This window comes from Pseudothauera hydrothermalis (genome assembly GCF_003345255.1).
Lineage (GTDB): Bacteria > Pseudomonadota > Gammaproteobacteria > Burkholderiales > Rhodocyclaceae > Pseudothauera > Pseudothauera hydrothermalis.
In genome coordinates this window covers 732,304-748,238 of record NZ_CP029331.1, presented here as the reverse complement: position 1 = coordinate 748,238, position 15,935 = coordinate 732,304, and the positions used below count along the sequence as shown (strand labels likewise).

The 15,935-nt window shown below is 65.3% G+C and carries 12 protein-coding genes and 1 other RNA gene; 5 read left to right on the top strand and 8 right to left on the bottom strand.

The genetic code is table 11. The annotated features are described in order from the left end of the window. Positions 1-32: 32 nt before the first annotated feature. The gene (gene dnaX / locus DIE29_RS03660) at positions 33-1,877 is read right to left on the bottom strand and encodes a DNA polymerase III subunit gamma/tau (protein ID WP_114649255.1); all 1,845 of its coding nucleotides are present in this window, start codon (positions 1,875-1,877) and stop codon (positions 33-35) included. A 378-nt stretch (positions 1,878-2,255) separates the two neighbouring features. Between dnaX and cfa the strand changes: the two genes are divergently transcribed. Both cfa and DIE29_RS03650 read left to right on the top strand, forming a co-directional pair. Next, entirely contained in the window at positions 2,256-3,449 is a 1,194-nt protein-coding gene (gene cfa, locus DIE29_RS03655; protein ID WP_114649254.1) for a cyclopropane fatty acyl phospholipid synthase, read from the top strand. Positions 3,450-3,566: 117 nt separating this feature from the next. After that, positions 3,567-4,454, top strand: coding sequence for a ZIP family metal transporter (locus tag DIE29_RS03650; RefSeq protein ID WP_114649253.1), 888 nt, complete (start codon positions 3,567-3,569; stop codon positions 4,452-4,454). A gap of 53 nt (positions 4,455-4,507) precedes the next feature. Here the strand turns inward: DIE29_RS03650 and ffs are convergent. Further along, an RNA gene (ffs, locus tag DIE29_RS03645) (signal recognition particle sRNA small type) lies at positions 4,508-4,606 on the bottom strand. Positions 4,607-4,688: 82 nt separating this feature from the next. On the opposite strand from ffs, the gene DIE29_RS03640 reads away from it, so the two are divergent. Continuing rightward, entirely contained in the window at positions 4,689-5,519 is an 831-nt protein-coding gene (locus tag DIE29_RS03640; RefSeq protein WP_102041001.1) for a nitroreductase family protein, read from the top strand. Between the two features lie 57 nt (positions 5,520-5,576). Next, positions 5,577-6,986, top strand: coding sequence for a TonB-dependent receptor (locus DIE29_RS03635; protein ID WP_114649252.1), 1,410 nt, complete (start codon positions 5,577-5,579; stop codon positions 6,984-6,986). A gap of 17 nt (positions 6,987-7,003) precedes the next feature. Here DIE29_RS03635 and DIE29_RS03630 read toward each other — a convergent pair whose 3' ends face one another. Continuing rightward, entirely contained in the window at positions 7,004-7,462 is a 459-nt protein-coding gene (locus DIE29_RS03630) for a TerB family tellurite resistance protein (protein WP_162860586.1), read from the bottom strand. A 124-nt stretch (positions 7,463-7,586) separates the two neighbouring features. On the opposite strand from DIE29_RS03630, the gene DIE29_RS03625 reads away from it, so the two are divergent. Continuing rightward, positions 7,587-8,495, top strand: a complete 909-nt coding sequence (locus DIE29_RS03625; RefSeq protein WP_205409777.1) for a LysR family transcriptional regulator — start codon at positions 7,587-7,589, stop codon at positions 8,493-8,495. A gap of 6 nt (positions 8,496-8,501) precedes the next feature. Here the strand turns inward: DIE29_RS03625 and DIE29_RS03620 are convergent, their stop codons facing one another. The 5 genes from DIE29_RS03620 to DIE29_RS03600 form a co-directional block, all read right to left on the bottom strand. Further along, on the bottom strand, positions 8,502-11,267 hold the full coding sequence (locus tag DIE29_RS03620) for a nitrate reductase (RefSeq protein ID WP_237269503.1): 2,766 nt from the start codon (positions 11,265-11,267) through the stop codon (positions 8,502-8,504). A gap of 267 nt (positions 11,268-11,534) precedes the next feature. Continuing rightward, positions 11,535-11,852 (bottom strand): nitrite reductase small subunit NirD, encoded by a 318-nt coding sequence (gene nirD / locus DIE29_RS03615; protein ID WP_102040996.1) that lies wholly within the window; start codon positions 11,850-11,852, stop codon positions 11,535-11,537. Further along, positions 11,824-14,340, bottom strand: coding sequence for a nitrite reductase large subunit NirB (gene nirB / locus DIE29_RS03610; protein WP_114650251.1), 2,517 nt, complete (start codon positions 14,338-14,340; stop codon positions 11,824-11,826). Before nirB ends, nirD begins: the two co-directional genes overlap by 29 nt. Positions 14,341-14,358: 18 nt before the next feature. Next, positions 14,359-15,120 carry a uroporphyrinogen-III C-methyltransferase gene (cobA, locus tag DIE29_RS03605; protein WP_205409776.1) on the bottom strand — a complete coding sequence of 254 codons (762 nt, stop codon included), beginning with the start codon at positions 15,118-15,120 and terminating at the stop codon, positions 14,359-14,361. Positions 15,121-15,138: 18 nt separating this feature from the next. Continuing rightward, a complete protein-coding gene (locus DIE29_RS03600; protein ID WP_114649247.1) occupies positions 15,139-15,930 on the bottom strand; it encodes an ABC transporter ATP-binding protein in 792 nt (263 codons plus the stop codon). Positions 15,931-15,935 lie beyond the last annotated feature (5 nt).

Below are 15,935 nucleotides of genomic sequence, written 5' to 3'. Positions count from 1 at the left end.
CCGCAATAGATAATGGGGGGGTTTCGGGAGTCTCAAAGCGGGCGGACCGAGGATTCGAGCAAGGTGGCGTCGAAACGTTCGATCAGCGCGCGCACAAAGGGGTCTGCCTCCAGCGCGGCCACCGCCTGCGCGTGACGCGCCTGGCGCTCGGCCTGATCACGCTGAGCCGGGGTGGCCTCGGCAATCGCCCCAATGTCGATTTTGAGCTTGAGCGGGCGGCCAAAGTAGGCCCCGAGCGCGTCCTGCAAACGCTCGACACTGGCCGGGTTCATATCGAGCAAATGACGATGGGCGTGCGACACGCGCAGGCTGACCTGGCTGCCGTGCTCGCCCACCCACTCACAGTGCTGAGCCAGTTCGCGCACCAGCCCGCTCAGTCCCAGCGCACGCACCAGCGCATGCCACTCCTCACTGCCGGAAGGCATACGCGGCGCATTCCCAACGCCGCCATGCTGGGGCGCGGCGACCGGCGATGGCGGTTCGGCCGGACTGCGTGCGACCGGCGCGCCGGCCTCGGTGTGCGCAAAAGCTTCCGGGGGCAAGTCTTCCCACGGCGGCAAATGGGCGCGCGCAGGCTCAGCCGCCATCGCCTCCGCGCGGACCCGGGGAGTCGACATGGCGGCCGTCGTAACCGCCTTGCCCTGCTGAGCAGCGGCCGAAGCAGACCGTGCGCCGTCGGCGGCAGCCAGCCGGTCCGGCGGAACCGCCGGGCGTTGCGACACCGATCCGGCCAGCGGCCGGGCTCGCCCGCTGCCACCGCTGTCCGCCCCGCCAGAAGCGCCCAGCAACGGCGGGTTTTCGGGGCGGAATGCGTGCAGGCGCAACAAAGTCATGACAAAGCCAGCCTGCTCGTCGGGCGCCAGCGGCAGTTCATCGCGGCCGTGAATGGCGATCTGATAGGCAAGTTGCAGATACTCGGCATCGAAGCCGTCGGCGTAGGGTCGCAGCCGGCTGCGTTCGGCCTCGTCGGCAATCGCCGCGGGAGCGAACTGCAGCACGGCGATGCGGTGTAAGAGCGAGGCGAGCGATTGCAGCGCCGCGCCGAAAGACAGACTGCGCGCGGCCATGGTATCGGCCACGGCTAGCAGCGCGTCGGCGTTACCGGCAAGCAGCGCATCGAACACCGCATACAGGTGGTCATCGCCCACGGTGCCGAGCATCTGGGTCACCGCTTCTTCCTCCACCTTGCCGGAGCCATGAGCGATGGCCTGATCGAGCAACGACAAAGCATCGCGCATCGAGCCGTGCGCGGCTTTAGCCAGATGGCGCAGGGCGGAGGCTTCGAAGGAAATCCCTTCGGCTTCGAGAATGCGACCAAGGTGCTCGACGATGTGTCCCGGCGGCATCTGTTTGAGATTGAACTGCAAGCAGCGGCTCAGCACGGTGACCGGGATCTTTTGCGGGTCGGTGGTGGCGAGGATGAACTTGACGTGCTCGGGCGGCTCTTCAAGTGTCTTGAGCATGGCGTTGAAGGCATGCCCGGTGAGCATGTGCACTTCGTCGATCATGTAGACCTTGTAGCGCCCTTGGGTTGGTGCATAAACCGCTTTGTCGAGCAGTGCGGCCATATCGTCGACACCTCGGTTTGAGGCGGCATCCATTTCGACATAGTCCGGGAAGCGGTCGGCGTCGATCGCCTGGCAGGCAGCACACTGCCCGCAGGGTTCGGCCGTGACACCGGTTTGGCAATTGAGCGCCTTGGCCAGAATGCGGCTGATGGTGGTCTTGCCCACCCCGCGGGTGCCGGTGAACAGCCAAGCGTGGTGCAGGCGCCCGGTAGCCAGCGCATGGGTAAGCGCCCGGACGACATGCTCCTGGCCGACCAGCGTAGCGAAAGACTTCGGCCGCCATTTGCGCGCAAGGACCTGATAGCTCATGGCGGGCGATTCTAGCAGACAGACCGTGGCAACTTGGGCTGCCGGCGCAGTTCCGACACGGATGATTGCCGGCAATCGAGATCATTGACACACACAATTGGCCGCGCCATCGCTTGGCGTTCAAGCTTATCGCATCGACACCAAGCCTGACCGATTCAGGGAGCACCGGCCATGCGCCCGCCTCAAATCACACTCGACGAGCTATTCGACGCCGTATGCACGGTGTTCGCCCACTACGCGCGTAACGCTTTCTGAGCGCCGGGCAAGGGCCGCCCGTGGAAATCGACGCTCGGCCGGTTTTCTATAGTGAATGCATCGCGGCAGGCGCTGTCTTGCCGTTGGATTGCCGTGTGCATCGGAGAAAGGAGATCAAACGCGATGGGAAACGCTCAATCTCGCACCACGCTCGCACCTGCCGAGGCGCGCACGCGCCAAAATGGGCAGCGCGCACGTAGTACCGAGGCGGTCTTCGCCGCGTTGCTGGACGAGGCCGGTATCGCAATAAACGGCAAGCGCCCCTGGGACATGCAGATTCATCATCCCCAGACCGCCGAGCGCATTCTGGCCACCGGCAGTCTGGGGCTGGGGGAGAGCTACATGGACGGCTGGTGGGACTGCGAACGGGTCGACGAACTCATCGCCCACTTGCTGCGCGCCCGCTTGGACGAGCGGGTAGGCTCCGCCACCATGTTACTGCAGGGCTTGCGCGCCAAGCTGCGTAACCTGCAAAGCCTGGGGCGCGCCTGGCAGGTGGGCCAAGTCCATTACGATCTTGGCAATGATTTCTTCGAGGCCATGCTCGACCCCTACATGGCCTATACCTGCGGCTATTGGAACGATGCAAACGATCTTGCCCGCGCGCAGGAGGCCAAGCTCGACCTGATCTGCCGCAAGCTCGGTCTGAACTCGGGCATGCGCCTCTTGGATATCGGCTGCGGCTGGGGCAGCCTGATGAAGTTTGCCGCCGAACGTTATGGCGTTACCTGTGTCGGCCTGACCATCTCGCGGGAACAAGCCGAATACGGTCGAGCGCGCTGCGCCGGCCTGCCGGTGACCTTCCACCTGGCCGATTATCGCGAATTCAACGCAACCGGCGACCAACGCTTCGACCGCGTGGCCTCTGTCGGCATGTTCGAGCATGTCGGTTACAAAAACCATCGTCATTTCTTCGCGGTTGCGCACCGCTGCCTGAGCGACGATGGCCTGTTCCTGCTGCACACCATCGGCAAGAAATATCGTCGCACGCCCACCGATCCGTGGATCGATCGATACATCTTCCCCAATGGCGACCTGCCTTCGCTGGGCCAGATCGCCGACGCCAGCGAGAATCTGTTCGTCATCGAAGACGTTCATAACTTCGGCGCCGACTACGACCGCACGCTGATGGCCTGGCATGCCAATTTCGAGGCCGCATGGCCACGCTTTGCCGAGCGTTACGGCCCACGCTTTTATCGCATGTGGCGCTATTACCTGCTCGCCTGCGCTGGCAGCTTCCGCGCGCGGACCACGCAGTTGTGGCAAATCGTACTGTCGCCGCAGGGCGTGGCCGGCGGTTATCGGCGGCCGGCCTGACAAAATAAAACCGATCTATCGAATTATTTGTTTCATTCAATTTGAACTATGTGCCGCCCTGATCGATAGTGGGAGTGAAACCGCATCTGCTCTGAGTCTGGAACAGGAGTATCGATCATGACAGCACGCCTTGCCCGCTTGCACTTCAAGCCTGGCAACCCCGCCGGTTTGGCGCGCGCGTTGGCCGGCTGGGTCATCGCCCTGCTTGGCCTGGGTTTGCTCGCAATGCAGGGGTCCGCGGCTTTGCCACGTATCGATGCGCCCCTGCACGGCGCGCTCACCGGCGGCGCCATGGCTGCCTTGGCAACCGGGCTGGGTGCGTTACCGGTGCTGATCACCCGCCGCATTGGTGCCGGCGCCCAAGGCATGCTGCTTGGCTTCGGCGCCGGGGTGATGCTGGCCGCCGCGGTGTTTTCGCTGTTGATTCCCGGCATCGCCGCCGCCGAAGCGCTGGGCCGCGGCCGCACTGACGCGGTACTCACCGTGGTGGTAGCGCTGTGCGCCGGGGCGCTGGCATTACTGGCGCTCGACCGCGCGCTGCCGCACGACCACGCACCCAATGCTCAACGCTCGGCCAAGGCGGTGTGGCTGTTCGTATTCGCCATTGCCGTCCATAACATTCCAGAAGGCTTGGCCATCGGCGTGGCGGCTGGCCAGGCGAGCGCTCAGGCAGTGGCCACCGGCATCTCGCTGCAAAATGTGCCCGAGGGACTGATCGTGGCCATGGCCCTGGCTGCCGCCGGTTATGGCCGGGCGCTCGCCTTTGCAGTGGCTGCGGCTAGCGGCATGGTAGAACCGGCGGCCGCGCTTGCTGGTTCGCTGGCGGTCAGCCAGTCGGCCGCGCTGCTGCCGTGGGGGCTGGGCGCTGCGGCCGGTGCGATGCTCTTCGTGGTCAGTCATGAAATCATCCCCGAATCGCACCGCCGCGGCCATGAGACCTTGGCCACCGCCGGACTGGTGGTCGGCTTCGTCGGCATGCTGCTGATGGACAACATGCTCGGCTGAGTGCAAAAAAACGCCGGAGGCCCACAGGCGTATCCGGCGTTTTGACGATTCGGGGTGGCGAGCCCGGCCCCCGGCACTTGCAGGGAGCGGCTGTGGCTGCTGCCTTCCGGCCCTGACCAGGTTCACCGCGCTGCAATGCGGGGAGACCCGCCACGGCCGCGATTGTAGCAGCAGGCAGCCTGTCGCGCACCGGCCTATACTTAATCTTTTTGATGCCAGACTGACGAAACCAGGATGAACGAACGCGCAAAGGAACTGCTCGCCACCCGTTATGGCACCGACGCCCTGCCCGCCCCCGCTGCATGGACGCCAGTCATTGACCACTTGCTCGGTCACCGCTCGGTACGCCGCCATCTGCCCGATCCGGTCAGCGATGATCAGCTCGCCGCCATTGTTGCCGCCGCCCAATCGGCGGCCACCTCGTCCAATCTGCAAGCATGGAGCGTGATCGCGGTGCGTGACCCGGACACCCGCGCAGCGCTGGCCGTCTGCGCCGGCGACCAGAGCCATGTGCGCGATGCACCGCTGGTGCTGGTGTGGCTCGCCGATCTCGCCCGGCTGGCCCATGTTGCACAAAGCGTGCAACGCCCACATGCCGCGCTGGACTACCTCGAGATGTTCGTCATTGGCGTGGTCGATGCCGCATTGGCTGCGCAAAATGCCCTGGCGGCCGCCGAATCGCTCGGCCTGTCGGGTTGCTATATCGGCGGCCTGCGTAACCAGCCCGAAAAGGTGGCCGAACTGCTAGGCCTGCCGCCGCGCGTGTTTGCGGTGTTCGGCATGACCCTGGGGATCGAAGACCCTGCCGCGCCGCCGGCCGCGGTCAAGCCGCGCCTGCCTCAGCAGGTGGTACTGCATCGGGAACGTTATCTTCCGGTGGCCGAGCAACAGCCCGGCATCGACGCCTACAACGCGGCGATGGCGCGCTTTTATGCGGCACAGAACATGAACGTGCACGGCACCTGGTCGGTGCATTCAGCCAAACGCATTGCCGGCCCGGAAACACTGTCCGGCCGCGACCGACTGGCCAAGGCTTTGCACAATCTGGGCTTTGCACTGAAGTAAGCAACTGTCCGGCAATACCGCCTCACTCACTTTTTTGTCCAACGGAACCCGGCACCGATGCGCACCCGCGACACCAGTCTGAGCACCGACCAGAAGGCCCTGGCCATCAACCTCGACAAGTTCAAGTACGGCTCCATCGTCGAGATCGGCGCCGGACAGGAAGTGGCGCGCCACTTTTTCCAGGTGGGCGCGGCCGCCGGCACCATCGCCAAAACCATGTCGGCCTATGACATGGCGGTCAGCGATGCGATCTACGGTCATGCCGAGCGCTATGTCAGCCGCGCCCGGTTGATGCAGATGCTGGAAAAGGAGTTCGACCAGGTGATCGAACGCCTGTCGCATGTACGTCCCAAGAACACCACGTTTTTTGCCTACGCCGCCACGGTGACCGCGCGCAGCTACAAGCAGCGGCATGAGTGCCACGGCTGGATCGGCATCCGCCTGCAACTGCATCCGGGCGCCGCGCCTAGCGATGTGATCTTGCATGTGCGCATGCTGGACGACACCAACGCCCAGCAATCCGAGGCACTCGGCATCCTTGGCGTCAATCTGATCCACGGCGCTTTTTTCTACCATGATCGCCCGGAATGGATCATCGAGGCCTTGGCCGACGGACTCGGCCCGGACCGTATCGAAGTGGACCTGATCCACTTTTCCGGCCCCTATTTCGAGGATGTCGAAAACCGCCTGATGAACCTGCATCTGATCCGCAGTTGGCTGACCCGTGCGGTGATCTTCAACCCCCAGGGCGAAGTGGTGGTGCCGGGGGAGTTGTTCTACCGTAAGCCGGTGCTGGTGATGCGCGGCAGCTTCAAACCGGTGACCTGTGTCAATGTGGACATGATGCAAGCCGGCCAGCGCCACTTTGCCGCACTGCAAGGCGTGGAAAACGAGCGCATGGTGTCGCTGGCCGAAATCACCATGAATTCGCTGATCAGCGGCGACAACGTCGATGGCGCCGATTTTCTTGCACGCATCGACTTGCTGGCCTCACAGGGCTACACGGTGATGATCTCCGACTATGTGCGATTTTTCCGCCTGCGCGCCTATTTGCGGCGTTACACCCAGAAGCCGATCGGCATCGTCTTGTCAGTGCGCGACTTTCAATTTCTGTTCGACGAAAAATACTACGAGGGGCTGGAAGGCGGAATTCTGGAAGCCTTCGGCAAGCTCTTCCCGGATAACACCCATGTTTATGTGTATCCTTCGCGCCCGACCACCGACGCACCCATGATCACCCTGCACACTGTGCAGGTGCCGGACCACCTCACCCACTTGCTCGCCCATCTGGTGGCCAACCAGAAACTGATCGCTGTGGACCCGGTCGATGACAGCCATCTGCATATCGACAGCGCCGCGGTACTGGCCGATTTGCGCCGCGGCGCCGGTAACTGGCAAGAGGCGGTGCCCGAAGCAGTCGCCCGCCTGATCGTCGAACGCAGGCTACTTGGCTATGACAGCGAATAAGATCGCGCTCTGCGCCTTCACCCCGTTTGCGCGCACGAGAACAACGCGCCAGGCCGTGTGTTGTCCGCCCGCGGGCGCAGACGCACTGGCCACGACATTGCGCGTGCCCACTTCCGCTGCGCCCGCAGCAACAGGCGTTCTTCGCCCTCGCTGATGCGACCATCTGCGGCCACCAGACGCAGCAACACGCCCAAAAGTTCATGTGGCTTGTCGCCCGCCTCGTCGATCAGTGCGTCGATCAATTCATCGGAAAATTCGCTACGCACCCCATCGAACCATGCCACGCTTTGCGCCAGGTCCTCGCACAGCGCCTGCATGACCTCGTCGAAAAGTTTGGCATCGACCCCCAGGCGCGCCGCCGCGCCGCGACGCTGTATCAGATCGATCTCGGCGCGATCCGGCGCACCGTCGGCCAGCATGGCCAAAGCGATGACACGGGCTGCCGCGCGGGCAGGGTCGTTGGCATAAGAACGCATGGTGCACGCCTCCAAAGCAGTGTGGTGAAAGTTTGTACTGCCTTGGGCACTCGTCAGGTACTTGTGTTTCATCGAGTAGATCGTTTTTAATTTTTCAATTCATCGATTTTTTCGACTAATAGCCATGTCGCGCCTGCTCAACTACAAGCACCTGCGCTACTTTTGGATGGTTGCACGCTGCGGCAGCATCGCCGCTGCCAGCGCAAAGCTCCACCTCACGCCGCATGCGATAAGCGGCCAGCTCACGCAGTTTGAGCACAGCCTGGGCGTCACGCTGTTCCAGCGTCAGGGGCGCCAGCGCACTCTCACCGATGCCGGGCGCTGCCTGCTCGATTTCGCGGACCGCATTTTTGCGCTGGGCGACCAAGCCCTGGCCGCGGTGCGCGACAGCGGGCTGCATGCGCGTATGCGCATCGCCATCGGCGTTGCCGATTCCCTGCCCAAAAGCATTGCCGCCGGCTTGCTGCGCACCATGCTCAGGATGGATCCGCCGGTGCGCCTGAGCTGCACCGAAGGCCGTCTGCCACAGTTGATCGGCGAACTGGGCATGCATCGCTTAAACGCTGTACTGGCCGATCGGCCGATGCCGCCCGGAATGAGCGTACGCGCGTTCAGCCATCTACTCGGGCGCAGCCCGCTGAAGGTGTTTGCCGCACCCGCTTTGCTCGAACGTCTGCCGCGGGCCTTTCCGACCCTCATCGACGAGGCGCCGTTTCTGATGCCTGGCGACGACGTCGCTTACCGCCCGGCGCTGCAACAGTGGCTGGACGAACACGATCTGCACCCCCACGTCGTCGCCGAGTGTGACGATATGGCGCTACTCAAGGCGCTGGGCCAGTCGGGCGAAGGGCTGTTCGTCGCCCCCGGTGCAATTGCCGCACAGATCGAACGCCAATACGGCGTCGTCGCGCTGGGCGAGCTGGATGAGGTGACCCAGGACATTTACCTGATCAGCACCGAACGGCTGCTCAAGCACCCGGCGATACGCGAAATCAGCCGTGCCGCGGGCGCGCTGCTCGCCCATGATCTCTGAGCCGATTCAAGACAGCGAAGCGGCCGTATCGGCCTGCGCGCCGGCCGCCACCAGCCTACGCAACGCGGGCAGACAGGCACCACAGGCGGTACCGCATTGGAGGGTGGTTTGCAGCAGCGCCAAATCGGCGCCCGCGGCTACCGCTTCGCGGATCTGCGCTTCGCTTACGCCGTGACAATTGCACACCACGCGGCTGGCGGCGAGCTTGCCTTGCGGCGCGTTGGCAAGCGGCGCAAACAGCCAGTTGCGCAACGCGTCGAGCGGCTCGCCGGCCGCGATTGCAACCGCCAGCCAGTCGGCCGCCGCGGCCTCGCCGACCAAGCGGATAGCCGCCAAGCGGCCATGCTGCGCACGCGCGCGTTTGCCGATGCCACGCGCTGCATCGAGATAGGTCAGGAGCGCCTGCTGGGCGGTGCATTCGAACACCGTATCAATGGTGTGCAGCAGGGCCTCCTCGGGCGCTGCCACATCGGCCACCTGCAGCATCAGCACTTGCCGGGTGCGCCCCATCAGGGATTGCGCCGCATAGGCAAAGCGCGCCAGCACCGGCTGTAGTGCTGCCATCCGCGCCGCCGCGTCGGCGGCGCTGTCGGTGGCTACCGCCCAGGCCGCGCGCCAAGGCAGCTCGACCGGGGCGATGGCGACCGCCGCCTGCTTGAGCGCAGGCTGCCTAGAGATCGGATCGGTGACCGGTGAAGTCAGGCTATTGGCGCCCGGCTGAGCCAGCGTGGCCGCCCCCCAGTGCATCGGAATCCAGGCCTGACCCAGTGCCAGCGTGGCATCGGCAGCCAGTGGCAGCACCACTGCGCCGCGCCGGCCGGTCACGCGCACCAATTGGCCGGCGCGCAAGCCCCGCCGGCTGATATCGACCGGATTGAGGGCGACCTCGGCACGCGGGGTATGGCCCCATAGCCTCGCCACTTTGCCGGTGCGGCTCATGCCGTGCCACTGATCGCGCAAGCGACCGCTGAGCAGCACGAAGGGATAACGCGCATCGACCGGTTCGGGCAACAGTGCGTGGCGCTCTGGGAAGCCGGCCGGGTTGAAACGCGCCCGGCCGTCCGCGGTGGCAAAGCGGTGATCGGTGAATAAGCGCGCACACCCGTGCTCCGCGCCCTGCGGAAAAGGCCACTGCTGCGGTCCGCGGGCATCGAGCAAGGCGTGCGACAGTCCGCTCATATCACAGTCGCGCCCTGCGGTCAGGGCAACATATTCGGCAAACACCGCGGCCTCGTCGGCCCAGACGAAACCGTCCGCGCTGCGCCCCAGGCGCTGAGCGAGACGGCGTGCGAAATCGGCGGCAATGCTCCAGTCTGCTCGCGCCTCGCCCGGCGCAGGCACTGCCGCGCGTACCCGGCTGACGCAGCGCTCGGAATTGGTCACGGTGCCGGATTTCTCGCCCCAACTTGCCGCAGGCAGCAGCAGATCGGCGTAGGGCGCGGTTTCGGTATCGGCAAAGGCTTCCTGTAAGACGACGAACTCGGCCTTTTCCAGCGCAGCGCGCACCCTGATTTGGTCAGGCAGAGAATGCGCCGGGTTGGTGCAGGCGATCCACACCGCCTTGACCTTGCCTGCGGCGAGCGCCTCGAATAGCTGCACCGCGGTGAGTCCAGGCGTTGCGGGCAGCGCCGGCACCCCCCACAACGCGGCCAGCTCGGCGCACTCGGCGGCGTTGGCCGGATCGCGATGGCCGGGCAAGAGGGTAGCCATTGCGCCGACCTCGCGTCCGCCCATCGCGTTGGGCTGACCGGTGAGCGAAAACGGTCCGGCGCCGGGGCGACCAATCTGCCGGGTGGCCAGATGCAGGTGAATCAGCGCGATGCTGCTGGCGGTACCGTGATGCGACTGATTGAGGCCCTGGCACCATAGCGAAAGAGCCGCGCGCGCACTACCGAAGCGGCGCGCGGCCTCGACGATGCGTTCGGCGGGCACCCCGCAGGCGGCGGCCACCGCACCGGGCGAACATTCGGCCAGTTGCGCGCGCAAGGCGTCGAAACCACTGGTGTGGTCGCGGATGAAGTCGCGGTCCACCAAGTCTTCCCACAGCAGCACGTGCAGCATGGCGTTGTAGAGCAGCACATCGCTGCCCGGGGCGATCTGCAGGTGCAGGTCGGCGAACTCCGCGGTTTCGGTGCGGCGCGGGTCCACCACGGTGATCGACAGGTCCGGGTTGGTGCGCTTGGCCGCCTCGATGCGGCGGAACACGATCGGGTGCGCCCAGGCCGGGTTGGCGCCGGCGATCAACAGATGCGAGGCGTAGTCGATGTCCTCGTAGCAGGCGGGCACGCTGTCTGCGCCCAGCGTGCCCTTGTAGCCGGCCACCGCGCTGGACATGCATAGGCGGGAGTTGGAATCGATGTTGTGGGTACCGACCAGGGCACGTGCGAGTTTGTTGAAGACGTAGTAGTCCTCGGTAAGCAACTGGCCGGAGAGGTAGAAGGCTACCGCATCCGGGCCGTGCTCGCGGATGATGGCGGCAAAGCGCTCGGCGGCACTGTCCAGCGCGCTGTCCCAGCCCACGCGCCTGCGCGGCGCATGGCGCGCGCTGCGCAGTTCCGGAAACAGCGCCCGTCCGCCTGGCGCAGCGGCCTGATGCAAGGTTGCACCCTTGGCGCACAAACGCCCCTGATTGGCCGGATGCGCCGGGTCACCGCGCACCCCGGTGATGCGCCGGCCGTCGTGCTCGGCGATCACGCCGCAGCCGGTGCCACAGTAGCAACACACGGTGCGCACTTCCTGCCCCGAGACGGGGTCGATGTCGGCCAGGTTCATGTTCGACTCCATTGTTCACTTCCCTTAGGGCGTTCGGCAGGCATGGCCGTCGAGGCGTGGCGGGTGCCTGTCTGCCAGGCTGTCGTGAGCGCCGCCGTTCCCGGTGCTGGCGGGAAAACAAGGCAATGCATGTCTGAGCGAACGCCGCGAGCGAGTTTGCATCGCCGCCCCGCCAGTGCCCGTGACGGCGGGAAGCCGCAGGCCGCGAGCGTCTGCCCGGCAGACAGACGCCCCGCCACGCAGCCTCCCGCGCTCAGACCCTCCCCCTCAAATCTCCAGCCACACCGCCCCATCTTCCACCTTGGCGGCAAAACGCTCGACACGCCCATCATCCGGCGCACAGGCGCAGCCGGTGTGAAGTTCGATATTCCAGCCGTGCAGCGGGCAGCTCACCCGGGCGGACGCCCCACGGCCGTGCACGATGCCCTGCGACAGCGGACCGCCCTTGTGCGGACAGGCGTCACGTAGCGCGAATACCGTGTCGTCGTCGGCGCGAAACACCGCAATGGCGCCGTCACGATGCGCCACCACACGGGCGCCGAGCGGCGGGATGTCGTCAAGCGGACAAACTTTCTGCCAGGTCATGGCGCACTCCTTGGTTGTCGATTTTCAATTCGATGGTCTTGTACTGACGCGCCAGCGGCGCGGCCTGCTGCTCGGCCCACGGATCGGTGGCATCTTTCAAGGCGTAGAGCAGGCGCTCGAACAGCGCACGGCGGCTGACAGCGTCCTGCACCACCCGCTTCTTCACATGATCCAGGCCGACACGCGCCACATAGTGGCAGGTGCGCTCCAGATAGAAGCCCTCCTCGCGGTAGAGCTGCAAGAAGGCGCCGGTGATTTCCATCACCTCCTCATCATTGGCCGCTTTGCAAAGGAACTGCGCCACCTCGGTCTTGATGCCGCCGTTGCCGGCGACATAGATTTCATAGCCGGAATCCACGCCGATCACGCCCACATCCTTGATGCCTGCTTCGGCACAGTTGCGTGGGCAGCCCGAGACCGCGAGCTTGACCTTGTGCGGACTCCACATACCAAACAGCATCTTCTCCAGCTTCACCCCCATGTCCATCGCCAACTGGGTGCCAAAGCGGCAGTGCTCGGCGCCCACGCAGGTCTTCACGGTGCGCAGGCTCTTGCCGTAGGCGTGACCGGACACCAGGCCTGCGGCGTTCAAATCCGCCCAGATCGCCGGCAGATCGTCCTTCTTGACCCCCAATAGATCGATGCGTTGGCCGCCGGTGATTTTTACCGTGCGCACCTGGTATTTTTCGGCCGCATCGGCGATGGCACGCAACTCGGACGGGGTGGTCAGCCCACCCCACATGCGCGGCACCACTGAATAAGTGCCGTCTTTCTGGATATTGGCGTGCGCGCGCTCGTTGATGAAGCGGCTTTGCGGGTCGTCCTGGGCTTCGAACGGCCAGGTGGAAATCAGGTAGTAATTCAGCGCCGGGCGGCAGGTGGCGCAGCCGTTCGGGGTTTTCCAGTCGAGCGCCTGCATGGTTTGCGGGATCGAGGTCAAGTGACGGTCGCGGATCGCCGCACGCACTTGGGCGTGAGTCAGCTCGGTGCAGCCGCACACCGGTTTGGCGTGCTTGTCCACCGCCTGGTAGGCGCCGCCCAGCGTGGAAGAAAGAATCTGCTCGACCAAGCCGGTGCAAGCGCCGCAGGAACTGGCCGCCTTGGTGTGTTTTTTCACCTCGTCCAGCGTAAACAGTCCGTGTTCTCGGATCGCCTTGACGATGGTGCCCTTGCACACCCCGTTGCAGCCGCATATTTCCGCCGTATCGGGCAGCAGCGCAGCCTGGTTCTGGCCTTGGTGGCCGGTGTCACCCAGTTGCGATTGCGCGAAACTCTGACCAAACATCAGGTGATCGCGCATTTCGGCCACGTTGCGGCCCTCGCGCATCAGTTGGAAATACCACGCGCCGTCGGCGGTATCGCCCACCATCACCGCGCCGGCCAATTTGTCGTCTTTGAGCACCAGCTTTTTGTACACCCCGCCGGCGCGGTCGTGCAGTACGATCTCGTCGCAGCCTTCGCCGCCAATAAAGTCGCCCGCGGAGAACACATCCACCCCGGTAACCTTGAGCTTGGTGGAAGTCACCGAACCGAGGTAACGCCCGATGCCGTAGCCGGCCAGGTGGTTGGCGCACACTTTGGCTTGCTCGAACAGCGGAGCGACCAAGCCGTAGGCGGTGCCGCGGTGGTTCACGCATTCGCCCACCGCGTAGATGCGCGGGTCGGTGACCGTCTGCAGGGTGTCGCTGACCACGATGCCGCGCTCGCAATACAGCTTGGCCGCTTCGGCAAGCTGGGTGTTGGGGCGGATGCCGGCGGCCATCACCACCAGGTCGGCGGGGATCAGGCTGCCATCGCTCAGCCGCAGCGCACCCACCCGCGCCGCGCCGCCCTCGCCTTCCACCGGCAGCAGCTCGGCGGTGTTGGCCCTCAGGCGGAACTTCATACCCTTGGCTTCCAGCGTTGCCTGCAGCAGGTCGGCGGCGGGCTTGTCGAGCTGGCGGTCCATGATCCACTCGCCCAGATGCACCACGGTGACTTCCATGCCGCGCAGCACCAGGCCGTTGGCCGCTTCCAGGCCGAGCAGGCCGGCACCGATCACCACCGCGTGGCGATGACTGGCCGCGGCGGCGATCATCGCCTCGGTGTCGGCAATCGTGCGGTAAGCAATCACTCCAGGCAGATCGCGGCCGGGCACCGGCAGAATGAACGGTAGCGAGCCAGTGGCCAGCAGCAGGCGGTCGTAGTGCGCCTCGGTGCCATCATCCGCACGCACGATGCGCCGCCCGCGGTCGATGTCCACCACCTTGCGTCCGGCGTGCAGGGTGATGTGATTGTCGCGGTACCAGTCGAGATCGTTGAGCATGATCTCGGATAGGGTCATCTCGCCGGCCAGCACCGGCGAGAGCAGGATGCGGTTGTAGTTGCCGTGCGGCTCAGCACCGAACACGGTGATGTCGTAACGCTCCGGGGCGAGCTTGAGCAGTTCCTCCAAGGTTTTCACCCCGGCCATGCCGTTACCGACCATGACGAGCTTCTGTTTGCGCATGAGCATGATGTGACTCCTTCAAGCGGCCAGCACGCGGCCAGCCGGCAAATCGAGCGCCCCACAGCGGGCGAAGGCGGCCACCTCACCGACCACGATGATCGCGGGCGAAGCTAGGCCATCCGCCATGACGCGTGCCGGCAAATCGGCAAGCCGCGCCTTGACCTGGCGTTGCGCAGCCAGCGTGCCGGAGGCGATCGCCGCGGCCGGGGTGTCGGGCGGCAGGCCGGCGGCGATCAGGCGGGCGACGATGTTGAGCAGGCGGGTGAGGCCCATGTAGATCACCAAGGTCGTGCCGGAGTGGGCGAGTGCGCTCCAGTTGGGTTCGCCGCAACCTTCCCCGGCGGTGCCGGTGACCAAGGTCACGCCATGGGTGTAGGCGCGATGGGTGACCGGAATACCCGCTGCGGCCGGCACCGCAATACCGGCGGTGAGCCCCGGCACCACTTCGGCCTCCACGCCGGCCGCGGCCAGCGCCTCGATTTCTTCACCGCCGCGGCCGAACACATAGGGGTCGCCACCCTTCAGACGCACTACGGTGTGGCCACGCCGCGCGTAGCGCACCATCAGGCGGTGGATGAAGTCCTGTGGGGTGGAGGCCCGCCCGCCGCGCTTGCCCACCTTCAGCACACGCGCTGCGGGGCGAACCAAGGCAAGGACTTCGTCCGACACCAAGTCGTCGGCCAGCACGATCTCCGCCTGTTCGGTGAGCACCCTGGCCGCGCGCAGGGTGAGCAGGTCCGCGGCGCCCGGTCCGGCGCCGATCAGATATACCTTGGACATGATGGCTCCCTCCCAGCGTCAGGCCGCGCGCTTGAGCTGCTTGTGGTAGAGGAACTCCATGATCGCCGCGCGGCACGCCGCGAACTGCGGATCATGGGCCAGGGCCAGGCGGTCGCGGGGGCGCACGAGCTTCACTTCGAGGATCTCGCCGATGGTCGCGCCCGGACCGTTGGTAAGCATCGCTACGCGGTCGGAGAGCAGCACCGCCTCATCGACGTCATGGGTCACCATCACCGTGGTGGCGCCGGTGGCGGCCATGATCTTCATCAGCTCGTCCTGCAGGTTGGCGCGGGTGAGCGCATCGAGCGCACCGAAGGGCTCGTCCATCAGCAGGATGCGCGGCTGCATGGCCAGCGCGCGGGCAATGCCCACACGCTGCTTCATACCGCCGGAGATCTCGTGCGGGTACTTGTTCTGGGCGTGAGCAAGCCCGACCAGTTCCAGCGCCTCATGGGTGCGCTGGCGCAGCTTAGCCTTCGGCTCGGTGGCGGCAAACACCCGCTCGACTGCGAGATAGACGTTGTTGAAGCAGCTCAGCCAGGGCAGCAGCGAGTGGTTCTGGAACACTACCGCACGCTCCGGGCCAGGGCCGGCAATCTCGCGGCCATCGCACAGCAGCACCCCGGAGGTCGGGCGGGTCAGCCCGGCGATCAGGTTGAGCAAGGTGGACTTGCCGCGGCCCGAGTGGCCGATCAACGAGACAAACTCGCCTTCGCGGATCTGCAGATCGATGTCGCGCAGCGCGACGAAGCGGCCGTTACGGGTGTCGAAGGTCTGCCCGACGCCTTCGATGGAAACAATCTTTTTCATGGTGC